Origin of the sequence: Sphingomonas changbaiensis NBRC 104936 (assembly GCF_000974765.1) — a bacterium.
In the GTDB taxonomy this organism is placed as follows: Bacteria; Pseudomonadota; Alphaproteobacteria; order Sphingomonadales; family Sphingomonadaceae; genus Sphingomonas_B; species Sphingomonas_B changbaiensis.
Genome location: NZ_BBWU01000003.1, coordinates 37,198 through 49,249, shown reverse-complemented (window position 1 = coordinate 49,249; position 12,052 = coordinate 37,198). Strand labels below are relative to the sequence as shown.

The 12,052-nt window shown below is 67.1% G+C and carries 11 protein-coding genes and 1 pseudogene; 4 read left to right on the top strand and 8 right to left on the bottom strand.

What is annotated here, in order from left to right; genetic code table 11:
• Nucleotides 1–28 precede the first annotated feature (28 nt).
• From SCH01S_RS01180 to SCH01S_RS01165, 5 genes are all read right to left on the bottom strand, one after another.
• On the bottom strand, nucleotides 29–928 hold the full coding sequence (locus SCH01S_RS01180) for a tyrosine-type recombinase/integrase (protein ID WP_245612126.1): 900 nt from the start codon (nucleotides 926–928) through the stop codon (nucleotides 29–31).
• Nucleotides 925–2,739: a hypothetical protein gene (locus tag SCH01S_RS01175; RefSeq protein WP_046346938.1), complete on the bottom strand. Its 1,815-nt coding sequence runs from the start codon at nucleotides 2,737–2,739 to the stop codon at nucleotides 925–927. The genes SCH01S_RS01180 and SCH01S_RS01175 overlap by 4 nt, the downstream gene beginning before the upstream one ends.
• On the bottom strand, nucleotides 2,720–2,857 hold the full coding sequence (locus tag SCH01S_RS16275; RefSeq protein WP_157032756.1) for a hypothetical protein: 138 nt from the start codon (nucleotides 2,855–2,857) through the stop codon (nucleotides 2,720–2,722). The genes SCH01S_RS01175 and SCH01S_RS16275 overlap by 20 nt, the downstream gene beginning before the upstream one ends.
• 97 nt (nucleotides 2,858–2,954) lie before the next feature.
• Nucleotides 2,955–4,880 carry a 1-deoxy-D-xylulose-5-phosphate synthase gene (gene dxs, locus SCH01S_RS01170; RefSeq protein ID WP_046346937.1) on the bottom strand — a complete coding sequence of 642 codons (1,926 nt, stop codon included), beginning with the start codon at nucleotides 4,878–4,880 and terminating at the stop codon, nucleotides 2,955–2,957.
• A gap of 42 nt (nucleotides 4,881–4,922) precedes the next feature.
• Entirely contained in the window at nucleotides 4,923–5,387 is a 465-nt protein-coding gene (locus SCH01S_RS01165) for a Fur family transcriptional regulator (protein ID WP_046346936.1), read from the bottom strand.
• 609 nt (nucleotides 5,388–5,996) lie between these two features.
• Between SCH01S_RS01165 and SCH01S_RS17450 the strand changes: the two are divergent.
• Nucleotides 5,997–6,104 (top strand): annotated as a pseudogene (locus tag SCH01S_RS17450) (PEPxxWA-CTERM sorting domain-containing protein); the annotation flags it as partial.
• 24 nt (nucleotides 6,105–6,128) lie between these two features.
• Here the strand turns inward: SCH01S_RS17450 and SCH01S_RS01155 are convergent.
• Nucleotides 6,129–6,497: a MerC domain-containing protein gene (locus SCH01S_RS01155; protein WP_046346934.1), complete on the bottom strand. Its 369-nt coding sequence runs from the start codon at nucleotides 6,495–6,497 to the stop codon at nucleotides 6,129–6,131.
• A gap of 110 nt (nucleotides 6,498–6,607) precedes the next feature.
• On the opposite strand from SCH01S_RS01155, the gene SCH01S_RS01150 reads away from it, so the two are divergent.
• From SCH01S_RS01150 to SCH01S_RS01140, 3 genes are read left to right on the top strand one after another with little or no spacing between them, the layout of a single operon-like run.
• Nucleotides 6,608–7,618 (top strand): COX15/CtaA family protein, encoded by a 1,011-nt coding sequence (locus SCH01S_RS01150; RefSeq protein ID WP_281174935.1) that lies wholly within the window; start codon nucleotides 6,608–6,610, stop codon nucleotides 7,616–7,618.
• Nucleotides 7,615–7,917, top strand: coding sequence for a divalent-cation tolerance protein CutA (gene cutA / locus SCH01S_RS01145; protein ID WP_046346933.1), 303 nt, complete (start codon nucleotides 7,615–7,617; stop codon nucleotides 7,915–7,917). Before SCH01S_RS01150 ends, cutA begins: the two co-directional genes overlap by 4 nt.
• 58 nt (nucleotides 7,918–7,975) lie before the next feature.
• On the top strand, nucleotides 7,976–8,245 hold the full coding sequence (locus tag SCH01S_RS01140) for a hypothetical protein (RefSeq protein ID WP_046346932.1): 270 nt from the start codon (nucleotides 7,976–7,978) through the stop codon (nucleotides 8,243–8,245).
• 147 nt (nucleotides 8,246–8,392) lie between these two features.
• On the opposite strand, the gene glk is transcribed toward SCH01S_RS01140, so the two are convergent.
• Entirely contained in the window at nucleotides 8,393–9,346 is a 954-nt protein-coding gene (glk, locus tag SCH01S_RS01135; RefSeq protein ID WP_174436020.1) for a glucokinase, read from the bottom strand.
• Nucleotides 9,346–12,048: an adenylate/guanylate cyclase domain-containing protein gene (locus SCH01S_RS15640; protein ID WP_052733707.1), complete on the bottom strand. Its 2,703-nt coding sequence runs from the start codon at nucleotides 12,046–12,048 to the stop codon at nucleotides 9,346–9,348. Before SCH01S_RS15640 ends, glk begins: the two co-directional genes overlap by 1 nt.
• Between the last annotated feature and the right edge of the window lie 4 nt (nucleotides 12,049–12,052).

Here is a 12,052-nt window from a genome sequence, read left to right as displayed (position 1 = left end):
ACTACTGGACGGTTGCAGCGAAAGCCTCTCAGCCGCATCGGGATGCTTCATCCGCCAGTGGGTGTCGGGTATTCACGAGCTCGACCAGGCGACGCGAATCCACGTGCGTATAGATCTGCGTGGTGGCGATGTCGGCGTGGCCGAGCATGGCCTGGAGTGCGCGGAGGTCGGCGCCGCCTTCCAGCAAGTGGGTCGCGAAGGCGTGGCGCAGCCCGTGCGGACCGATGCGATCCGGCGGGATGCCGGTCGCGGCGGCGAGCGCCTTGACGATCTGGAACAACCGCACCCGGCTCAGATGCTTCTTGCCCGACGGGAACAGCCACGGCTGGTCGGAGGGCACCAGCGCCCGCCAGCGCGCCACGGCGGCGCGGGCGCGGTCGGAGATCGGCACCAGCCGCTCGCGCCCGCCCTTCCCCTTCAGGATGATGAACGGCCGGTCGCTCGCGATCGCGCCGCGCGGCAGCGACACCAATTCGGTCGCCCGCAGACCCGAGCCGTAGAGCAATTCTATCAGGGCGGACAGCCGGATGTCTGCCGGAGGCGAATGCTCGGCAGCCAGTCGCCGGTCGATTTCGGCGAACAGCCGGTCGACATCGACGCGGTCGAGCACCTTCGGCAAGGGCCGCGCGGCGCTGGGCCGTGGCAGCGCCTTGCCGGGATCGTCGGCGCGGAAGCCCTCTTCCTGCAAAAAGACGAAGAAGCGCCGCAGCGCCGCCGACTTTCGCGCGACGGTGGCGCGGGCAAGCGGCATCCATGCTTCGGCGAGCCGCCCGATCGCGGCTTCGTCGGCGGCGACCAGATCGCCTCCCAGCACTTCTGACGCCAGCTCAAGGTCGGTTCGATAGGCGAGGATCGTGTTGCGGGCGGCGCCGGTCTCGGCCGCCAGCATCTCCAGAAACCGTCCGATCAGCTCCCGGTCGCCGCTCACGCCCGCGTGATGGCTTCGGCAGCGATCATCCGCGCCTCGGGCTCCCGCCCGACCCGGCGCAGCGCCGAGACGATGTGCATCAAATACGCCGGGTGCACCGCCTTCCACGACAGCGTCTGCATGCCCGCGGCCGCAAGCAGCGCCACAGTCGCGGGCTGGTTTTCCGCGGCAGCATGATCGATCGCGCGCGTCCAGCTATTCTGGAGGCCCAGCGGCAGCTTGTGATCCGTCGCGAGGCTCTGCGCCTCCTGCGGCGAGAGACGGCCGAGCCCGGCCAGCGCCGCGACCAGGAACGCGCCCTTGCGGCTGCCGTCGTCCTGCTGATCGACATAGGCGCCGGCCCGGCGTGCGCTGAGCGTCACCACGCGCCGCGGCGCCCCGACCGCGAGCAGTGCCCAACCGTCGTCGCCATCGTCGAGCCCGTCGGCGACCGCGCCCCATTTCGCGGCAGCATCGTCATAGCCGGCCGTCAGCATCGCCGCGATCAGGTTGCGCGCGTCGTCTGCATGATCCTCGTTCGGCACCACCCGCGCCGCCGCGCCCGCAGTCAGGACCAGCCGGGCGTAGCGCTCGACATCGGTCTTCGGCTCGGTCCAGAGCGCGCGCAGGGCGTCCAGCCGTTCGCCGGCATCGTCGGCCGAATAGGCATTGCGCAGCTTGAATCCGGGCGTGTCCTCGACCGTATCGGGATCGGCGTCTTCATACGCCCGGCCGATCAGGTCGACATAGGCGGCGTTCGACAGCACGCCCAGGCTCGCCGCCCAGGTGGCCGGCACCAGCCGCTGCTCGCTCGAGATCATCGGCGCGCGATACTGCCACGCCTCGACGTGCGGGCCGACCGTATCGAACAGCGCCGCCGGGATCGGAACGTTGACGGCATTGGCCAGGCCAAAGCGCCAGGCGGTCAGATTGTCTACGCCGGCCCATTCAATGTTGATCGCGCGTCGGCCGCCACCGGCGCCGACGACTTTCTCCGCGAGCAGCAGGTCGATGCCGCGCACCCGCCCGCGATGCTGCGCCGCATCGACGATCGCGCTCGCCGTGCCGTTGTCACCGGATAGCGCCGCGCACATCGCCCGCACCAGATCCCAGCTGGTCTGGTCGGCGCTGGCGGGCACGTGATCGGTCAGCGGGCACATCGCGGCCGGATCGGCAGTCGCGAGCGCGGTCTGCTGGGCGACGTCGAACATCTTGGGGCTGAACCGGTCGACATCGACGCTGGCGACCAGAAACCGGGCCGGATCGGCCTCGCCCATACGGAGCAGCAGCCAGGCGCGCTCGGCCACCCAGTCGGCGCCGTCGATCCCCACCGGCGTCGGCGCACGGGTCAGGAGCGCGCGGCGGAGCAGGATCTGGACCCAGCGCGACGCGACGGGCGCCTTGATGTCGCGCATCAGCGTCGAGGCGAAGCGGCCGTCGACATTGCCCCATTCGTCGGCGCCATAGCCGCCATTGTCGGCCGTCAGCACGCCGACCATATCGGGATCGCGACGGACTGCGTCCGGCAGGTCGAGCGGATTCGCCTCGGCCGTCTGCGTCTGGTCGGCCTGCGTATCTTCCTCGGCCGTCGCCTGCTGGTCCTCGGTGGTCAGCGACGCTTCGGCACCGGGCGCTGCCGGCGCCCCGGGCTGGGCAGCAGGAGCCGCAGGCTCACCGGGCGCCGGGGTCGGCGCGACCGGCGTCTCGCCAAAGCCGGGCGGCAGCAGCGATTCGGGGGCCTGGTCCTGGCCCAGGGCGGGGATCGCGACGGCGGCGAGCGCGGCGGCCAGCGCCGCCCCGCCCAGCAGCCGCCTACTTGCCCAGTTTCTCATTCGGAATCGGCTTTTCGACGTGGGTCAGCGGCTTTTCGGCATTGACGCCGGACAGATACCAGAGCCCGCCGCCGATAAGCACGACGATCAGGATGAGGATGATAGCAGAACGCGACATGGCATGGAGCTAGCAGAGGGGCGTCGGGCGGGCAATCTGTCCGGCACTTCCGGTCGCGTCAAAAGCTGCAAATGGTCGCGGGAACGATGCCCGGGTCTCAGGCCCGCGCGCTCTCGACCACGCCGACGCTGTTCTTGCGGAGCGCCTTCAGCACGGTATCGACGATCGCGTCCGCGTCGAGGCCGGCCTGCTTGTACTGCAGCTCCGGCTTGTCCTGGTCCTGGTAGATGTCCGGAAGACGCATCGTGCGGAGCTTCAGGCCGGCATCGATCAGGCCGGCGTCGCTTGCCAGCGTCAGCACGTGTGCACCGAGACCGCCGATCGACGCTTCCTCGACCGTCACTGCGACCTCGTGCGTGGTAAGCAGGCGCCGGATCAGCGCCTCGTCGAGCGGCTTGGCGAAACGGAGGTCGGCGACGGTGGCGGACAGGCCCTGCGCATCGAGCCGGTCGGCGGCCTTCAGCGCCTCCTCCAGACGGGTGCCGAGCGACAGAATGGCGACCGTCTTGCCCTGCCGGACGATGCGGCCCTTGCCGATCTCCAACCGCTCGGGCGTTTCGGGAAGCGGCACGCCGACGCCATTGCCGCGCGGGTAGCGCACCGCAATGGGGCCGCTGTCGTGCAGCGCGCAGGTATGGACCATGTGCACCAGCTCCGCCTCGTCGGCGGCGGCCATCACGACCATGTTGGGCAAGGTCGCGAGATAGGTCACGTCGAAGCTGCCGGCGTGGGTCGCGCCGTCGGCGCCGACCAGCCCCGCCCGGTCGATAGCGAAGCGGACCGGCAGGTTCTGCAGCGCGACGTCGTGCACGACCTGGTCGTACGCCCGCTGCAGGAAGGTCGAATAGATCGCCGCGAACGGCCGCATGCCCTGCGCCGCGAGTCCGGCCGCAAAGGTCACGCCATGCTGTTCGGCGATGCCGACGTCGAAGAAGCGATCGGGAAATTTCTCGGCGAACTTGCTGAGGCCCGTGCCCGACGGCATCGCCGCGGTGATCGCGCAGATCGTCGGATCCCGCTCCGCTTCCTTGACCAGCTGGGCGCCGAACACGTTCTGATATTGGGGCGGCCCGGCAGGCGACGCCGCCTGCTTGCCCGAGATCACGTCGAATTTCTGGACGCCGTGATATTTGTCGGCCGATGCCTCGGCGGGCGCATAGCCCTTGCCCTTCTTGGTCACGACATGGACCAGAATCGGCCCCTTGTCTGCGTCGCGGACATTCTCGAGCACCGGGATCAGATGGTCCAGATTGTGCCCGTCGATCGGGCCGACATAGTAGAAGCCCAGTTCCTCGAACAACGTGCCGCCGGTCGCCATGCCGCGCGCGAATTCCTCGGCCTTTTCCGCGGCATCGTGCATGCGCCGCGACAGCTTCTTCGTCACTTTCTTCGCAAGCGACCGGAAGCCCATATATTCCTGGGAGGAAATCAGCCGCGCGAGATAGGCCGAGAGTCCCCCGACCGGAGGTGCGATCGACATGTCGTTGTCGTTCAGGATCACGACCAGCCGGTTGCCCGCGTCCCGCGCGTTGTTCATCGCCTCATAGGCCATGCCGGCCGACATCGCGCCGTCGCCGATCACCGCGATCGCCTTGCCCGGCTTGTCGGCGATCTTGTTGGCGATCGCGAAGCCCAGCGCGGCCGAGATCGAGGTCGACGAGTGCGCCGCCCCGAACGGGTCGTATTCGCTTTCCGTCCGCTTGGTGAAGCCGGACAATCCGCCGCCCTGGCGCAGCGTGCGGATCCGGTCGCGCCGGCCGGTCAGGATCTTGTGCGGATAGGCCTGGTGGCCGACGTCCCAGACCAGCCGGTCGTCCGGCGTGTCGAACACGTAGTGCAGGGCGACGGTCAGCTCGACGACGCCGAGCCCCGCGCCCAGATGACCGCCGGTCACCGAAACCGCCGAGACGGTCTCCGCACGCAATTCGTCGGCAAGCTGACGCAGCTGTTGCGGCTCCAGCTTGCGCAGGTCTGACGGAAAATGGACCGAGTCGAGCAGTGGCGTTTCGGGCAGATCGGACATTCAGCCTCCCTTACCCGCTGTTACCGCGGGATGAAATGCTTGTCAGCCTTCAGCACAGTCCGAGCATCGGCCATGCACTTCGATCACCGGCCGCTCCGGCGCGAACCCGGTCTTTGCGGCGGCGCCGCGCACGTTGGACGCGATCGAATCGTCGTCGATATGAGTGGTCTGCCCGCAGCTGTCGCAGACCAGAAAGATGCAGTCGTGCAGGCAATCGGGATGCTCGTTCGCCACATAGGCGTTCGCGCTTTCCACCCGGCGCACCAGATTGGCGCCGACGAACAGGTCGAGGATGCGATAGACGCTGTTCGCAGCAACGCGCCGCCCCTGCCGCTTCGAAACTTCCTCGGCGATGTCATAGGCGGAGGCGGGCCGATCGAAGCCGGTCAGCGCCTCGAACACGCTCTGGCGCATGCCCGTCCACTGCTCGCCCGCGCGCTCGAGCGCGTGCCGGGCGGCAGCGACCAGATCCTGGCCCGCGTGGTGCGCGTGATGGTGAACGCCCATGACGAATAGGTAGGCTCGCGCGACCAAGACGGCAAGCCGAACCCGCCGGTGCGGCGCCGTCGCGAAAGGTCGCGCGCTCGTCGCGACGTGCGGGATGCCGTTTTTCTCCATGGTTAACGCACCGGCCCGCCGCGGCCCCTTCCGCGGCCTGCACAATCACATTGGAATGGGGTTTTCATGAAATATCTTCTTCGCCTGCTCGCCGCGGCGGCAAGCCTCGCCGGGGCGCAACAAGCGCCGGCTGCGACCGTCACCAAGCATTTTTCGATCACCGCGCTCGGTTTCGAAGCGAGCGCTCCGGTCGCGGCCGTGACCGGCAAGTTCAGCTACACCTATAACGACCAGGCGTTCCTCACGCCGCCGGCCGCCGTGGGGCTTTCCGATTTCAACCTGCCCGGCGCCGGCACCCCGCTCTTCTCGTTCAACAAAGGCAATGACGTGCTGGTCACCGGTACGAACATCGGGCTTGTCAGCTTCACGGTCTCCCCAGCCGTGCCCGGCTTCGGCTTCTTCCTGCAGCATCCGGGCGGCACGCCGCTGATCAACAGCTTCGTCTATTCGCTCGGCACCGGCGCGATCTATCATTCGAGCCGCGTGAACATCGTCGATCTGGATGCGGTGCCCGAGCCGGCGACATGGGCGCTGATGCTGGCCGGCTTCGGCCTGGTCGGCGGCCTGATCCGCCGGCGGAGCACCGCGCGTCGGGTGTTCGCCTGATGTCAGCCTCGCCGGCGCGACTGTCTAATTGGCGGCGCGCCGGTTGAGGTCGTGGCCGAGCGCGAGAATACCGACGCCGAGCATCGTATAGACCGTCTCCATCGGCCCGTGCGGCATCGACAGCGCACCCGCCATCACGCCCAGCCCAAGACCGCCAACCGCGCCAGGCAGGATATAGCCGTGTTCGAAGGCACCGCGAACCAGCGCAAACGTGCCGACCGCGATCGCGATCGCCAGCCCGATTTCATGAACCGCCGGATGCACCAGCATGCCGCCGGCCGACGCGAGCAGCGACAGCAGGAACACGCTCGCCACACAATGCACGAGGCATAGCCCCGACAGGCCAATGGCCAGCCGGTCGAGCGTTCCCGTTCCTGGTAACCTCTCGAGCAAAAGCGACTCCTTGCGTCCGCCTGCATATGGCAGGAAGCGGCGCCGGTTACAATATATCATCTGTCGATGAAAGACTTGTCTCTGGCCTCGCCCCGTCGCAGAGCCGGCCCGTGACTGACCGTTCTTCCCGCCCGCTCGCGCTTTCCTGGTGGCTGCTGAGCGTCGCCGCACTCGTGTTCCTAATGGTCGTCGTGGGCGGCATTACGCGCCTGACCGAATCGGGGCTGTCGATCACCGAATGGAAGCCGGTTTCGGGCGCCCTGCCGCCGGTCACCCATGCGCAATGGGAACGGGCGTTCGAGCTCTACCAGGGCACCACCCAGTATCAGGCGCTCAACCGGTCGATGACGCTTGGCGACTTTCAGTTCATTTTCTTCTGGGAGTTCATCCATCGGCTGCTCGGGCGGCTGATCGGCGTTGCCTTCGCGCTGCCGCTGGTCTGGTTTGCGGCGAAGCGTCAGATCCCCCGCGGCTATGGCTGGCGCCTCGTAGCGTTGCTGGCGCTGGGCGGACTGCAGGGGGCGATCGGCTGGTGGATGGTCGAATCGGGCCTGGCCGGACGCACCGAGGTCAGCCACTACCGTTTGGCCGTCCACCTGATGACGGCCTTGTTCATTTTCGCCGGCCTGATCTGGACCGCGCTCGATCTGCGTCAACTCGCCCGCGATCGCGCAGCGCGTCCGGCGCGGCTGCGCCTGCTGCCTGCCGGACTCTTGATCGTTCTCGCGATCCAGATTCTGCTCGGCGCCTGGACCGCGGGACTGCGCGCCGGGCTTGCGGCAAGCGACTGGCCGCTGATGAACGGCCGTTTTTTCCCCGAGGTTTCGCCGAACTGGCCGTGGAACATGGCGAACGATCCGTTCCTGGTGCAGTGGGAGCATCGCTGGTGGGCCTGGGTTGCGGTCGCCGCGCTCGTCGTCCTCGCGCGGCTGGCAAAGCGCGCCGGCGATCGCCGCGCCAGCATCGCGCTGCACACGGCGTTCGGGACGCAGATCCTGCTCGGCATCGCGACGATCATGACCGGCGTGGACCTGCCCGTCGCGGTGCTGCACCAGGCGGTCGCCGTCCTGGTCGTCGCCAGCGCGACGTGGTGCGCCCATTCGGCCGGGCGGCGGACATGATCGCGACCGTCTACGCGCTATTCGCTGACGCCGCCGAGGCCGAGCGGATCGCCGAGACGGTCGTGACGGAAAGGCTCGCCGCCTGTGCCAATATCCTCGCGCCTTGCCGCTCGATTTATCGTTGGCAGGGGGTCGTCGAACGCGCGGAGGAGGTGCCGGCGCTGTTCAAGACGGCTGCCCCCGACGCCCTGATCGCCCGCATTGCGGCGCTGCACAGCTATGACGTGCCGGCCGTGGTGTCCTGGCCGATCGATCATGCCCACCTGCCTTATGCGAATTGGGTTCAGGAGAATAGCTGAACGGAACGGGCCATACGCCTCGCGGGTTTGAGTCTCATTGCGGGCGGAGGACAGAACGATGTCGACCGAAGACTGCGATTCCGGGCTCCTTTTCGTCAAGCCGGCGGATACCGCGTCGGGCCGCGTGGTTATCACGCCGGGCGAACAACAACCCTATAAAGTTGTTTTCCAGCTTGGCGACCAGACGCTTTCCGAACACCCGGTGCCGACCATGCGGGAAGGCGAAGCGCTGATCCGGCAACATCTCGCGCACATCCAGTTCACCACACAGGACGAACGCCCCGACCCGGAGGCCCCCAAGCGGAAGCGGCCCGCCAAGGTCCAATAGGCCGCGACACATTGAGACAATTTTAACCAGTCCCGAACATAGTTTGGCGACAGCTTGAGTTGATAAGCTGGTCCTGACGCAGCGATCTCACCCCCCGCTGCTGACATGACTCCCTGATAGGGCCCCGCTGGAGCGGGGCCCCTTTTTTTATCTGGTGTGCTGGGCAGCGAAAGCTGCGGCGGCGCCAAGCAGGCCTGGTTGCGCATGGGTAATCAGCCTGACCGGAAGGGCAGCCATCCGCGCCTCGAACCGGCCTTTTGCGCGAAACCGAGCGACAAAGGCGGAGTGCGGCAGATGCTGCGCCAGCCTGAGGCCGAGGCCGCCCGCGATCACGACTGCATTGGCGCCCTGAGCCAGCGCGATATCTCCCGCGGCGGCGCCCAGGATCGCGCAGAACCGGTCGAGCGCTGCCACAGCATCGAGATCCTCGCCCGCCAGCGCCCGTCCCCAGAGGCTTCGATCATCGATCGGACCATCGTCGCCGGCCAGCTCGGCATGGATGTCCGCGAGTCCCGCCCCCGACGCCGTCCGCTCGACCGACACCCGCCCATAGCGCGCCCGCAAGCGAGCGAGGAGCCGGTCCTCGATCGCATCGCCGGGCGCAAAGCCGATATGGCCGCCCTCCGTCGCAATCACCTGGTCCCCGTCAGGTCCGCGGAGGAGAAGCGCAACGCCAAGCCCAGTTCCCGGACCGACGATGCTCACCGGGCCATTCCGCGGCAGCGGCACGTCCGGACCGCAGACATGCGCAAGCTGCGCATCCTCGCAGACGGAGACGGCATAGGCGACCGCGGCGAAGTCGTTGACCAGCGTGACGTGCTCGACCCCAAGCTCAGCATGGAGGGTTGCGGGGCGAAGCACCCAGGCATTGTTGGTCAGCTTGATCGTCTCGCCCTCGACAGGCGCGGCAATGGCGATGCCCGCTGCAGCCGGAAGCGGACGGCCGGCGCTTTGCCCGAACGCCTGCCAGGCTTCGGCCAGCCCGGTAAAATCGCCCGTCCTCAGCACCGTCTCTGCGCCCAGCCTGACGCCGCCTCGCCCGATCTCGGCAATAGCGAAACGGGCGTGGGTGCCGCCGATATCGACCGCGACGATTTCCACTATTTCGCAGTCAGCGACCAGACGCCGTCCCAATCCTCGGGCGGGGGCACTTTCGCGAATTGCTCGCATCGACTGATGTACATCGCCGACGGGCCGTCGCCGGGCACGGCCTTGCATGCCTCTCCGAACGCACGCTTCGCCTCGTCCCAGCAGCGGCCGCGATAGGCGCTCAAGCCACGCCCGTAATTGCCGAGCATATCGTCGAGCGCGCCGTTCAGCCGATCGCGGCAATGTTCGAGCGATTCGTGAACGGCGACCGGGAAGTCCTTGCCCTTGACGCGGATCAGGTCGATCTCGCGCGTCAGGAACGGCCGGGTCAGCCGCTCGCGCGTGAACTCCGAAATCAGGATGTGCGTGCCGTAGAATTTGTTCGCGCCCTCAAGCCGCGAGGCGAGGTTCACGCTGTCGCCGATCACCGTATATTCCATCCGCTTCGACGAGCCGATGTTGCCGACGATCACGTCGCCGGTGCTGACCCCCAAACCGACGTCGAGCGGCGGCTTCCCGTCTCTCCCCCTGCGCGCATTCAGCTCCGCAAGGCACAGCAGCATATTGTTGGCGGCGGCGAGCGCATTGTCCGCATCGCTCGGCCCGACGAACGGCGCCCCGAACAGCGCCATCATCGCGTCGCCGATATATTTGTCGAGGATGCCCCCGTTCTCGAGGATCACGTCGACCATCTCGGTGAAATACTCGTTGAGCATCGTCACCGTTTCGCGCGCGCCGATCGCCTCTGCGATGGTGGTGAAGCCGCGCACGTCGGAGAACAGGATCGACACCATCTGGTCGCGCCCGCCAAGCACGTCCTCGCCCGCCTGCAGGAGCTGATCGGCGACCTCCTTGCTCATGTAGCGCGCCATCGTGGAACGGACGCGCTTTTCGGCGGTGATGTCTTCCATCACCAGCATCGACCCGATCCGCTGCTCGTTCGCATCGATCAGCGGCGCAGCGGACAGGTTGACGGACGCCGGCACGTCGGTCGCGCGGACGATCTCCGCATCGACGGCCAGTTGGGTTTCGCCGCCCCGCCCTGCCCGCTCCAATTTTTCGATCACCCACCGGTTCTCGCCCGCGAACACGTCGGCGGCGGGCTTGCCGGCCAGGCTTTCGCGCACGCCCAGGATTTCCAGCGCGGCGGTGTTGGCGGTGACGATCCGCTGCTCTGCATCCAGCGTCACGAAGCCGTTGGACGTGCTTTCGAGAATGCTCTCGTTGTAATTCTTCATGCTCAGCACGTCGTCGAACAGCTTGGCATTCTCCAGGCTGACCGCGATCTGCGCCGAAAAGGCGCGGAGGCGCGCTTCGTCCTTTTCGGAAAAGCCGCCCGCGCCCTTCTTGTTCAGCACCTGCGTCACGCCGATCCGCCCGCCATGCTTGTTGACGATCGGCTGGCAGAGGATGCTGCGGGTGCGGAAGCCGGTCTGAAGATCGACGCTCTGGTCGAAACGATCGTCGCTGTACGGATCGGCGATGTTTTCCGCCTTGCCCGACGTGAACACCGCGCCGGCGATGCCGCGATTGGACGGCAAGCGGATCTCGGTGATTGAATCCCCTTCCGCGAACACTGAATACAGCTCGTCGGTCTTGGGGTCGTGCAGGAAGAGCGTCGATCGTTCCGCGTTCAGCAGCTCGGTCGTTGCCGTCATGATCCGCGCGATCAGCACGTCCAGCTGCAGCTCGCCCGCCAGATCGTGGCTGATCTCGAGGATCTGCTGCTCTTCGCGCAAAGAGTCGAGCATGTGCTGAAAGCCGTGGAAGATGTCGGCATATTCGTCGGTCGAGAAGACCTCGAGCCGGACCTCGTCCAACCGTCCGCTTTCGACCAGGCGCATGCCGTCGATCAGCCGCATCGCCGACCGCGACACCTCCCGCGCAGTCAGCAGGGCCATCATCACCGAGCCGAGGCCGCAGGCGAGCACGACGCCGACAATCCAGGCATAGAACGGCCCCATCATCGCCGTGGACGCGGTGACGCCGACCTGGGCGAACATGCGCTCGACCTTGAACACCATCGAGGCGGCGAAGAAGATCAGCGGCAGGGTCGTGACGAAGATCGCGAGGTAGAGCAATTTGCTCTTCAGCCTGACCGAGATCAGACCCTGGCGATATTCCTGCGGCAGCGTTCCACCCAGCGCCCGGCTGAAGCGCACGATCACCGGCTCCATCGCGCGACTGACGGCGAAATATTCGAAGATCGCGTGGGTCGGCGACGCAAAGAACAGCGTGGTCGCCCCGAAGGCGAGCATCTGCCAGTCGGCAAACTGGGCGTCGAGCAGCCAGTTCGCCGTGCCGGTCACGACGAAGACGAGCGCGGTGACCAGCGGTCCGTGCAGGAACGTCACGCGCAGGAACGAGAAATAAGGCAGGTTCAGCGCGCGCACGACGCCGGTGGCGAGCACGGGCTCGGTTGCGGTGCCGGCATCTTGCGCCCGCATCGCGTCGACGATCGGGCCGGCATGACGCCGCAGCAGCCAGACGTCGGGCGCGTTGTAGAGCGCGACGGCGACCGGCAGCATCACCAGCAGGATCACCCACTGGTAGCCGGTGACCTCCAACCCCAGGAAAACCAGGGACATGGAGATCACGACCGCCGCCGCGCAGCCGCCCTGGTAAATCCAGATCAATCGCCAGAGCAGCGCGCGCGCGTCGTCGCCTTCGCCTTGCCGGACGCGCCTGAACAGGCCGGGACTGATGGCATTCATGCTG

Bases quoted from the DNA above. Each gene is read 5' to 3' on its own strand.
- SCH01S_RS01175 (WP_046346938.1), bottom strand. From the start codon at position 2,739: ATGAGAAACTGGGCAAGTAGGCGGCTGCTGGGCGGGGCGGCGCTGGCC.
- SCH01S_RS16275 (WP_157032756.1), bottom strand. From the start codon at position 2,857: ATGTCGCGTTCTGCTATCATCCTCATCCTGATCGTCGTGCTTATCGGC.
- SCH01S_RS01165 (WP_046346936.1), bottom strand. From the start codon at position 5,387: ATGGGCGTTCACCATCACGCGCACCACGCGGGCCAGGATCTGGTCGCT.
- dxs (WP_046346937.1), bottom strand. From the start codon at position 4,880: ATGTCCGATCTGCCCGAAACGCCACTGCTCGACTCGGTCCATTTTCCG.
- SCH01S_RS15640 (WP_052733707.1), bottom strand. From the start codon at position 12,048: ATGAATGCCATCAGTCCCGGCCTGTTCAGGCGCGTCCGGCAAGGCGAA.
- SCH01S_RS01140 (WP_046346932.1), top strand. From the start codon at position 7,976: ATGTCGACCGAAGACTGCGATTCCGGGCTCCTTTTCGTCAAGCCGGCG.
- cutA (WP_046346933.1), top strand. From the start codon at position 7,615: ATGATCGCGACCGTCTACGCGCTATTCGCTGACGCCGCCGAGGCCGAG.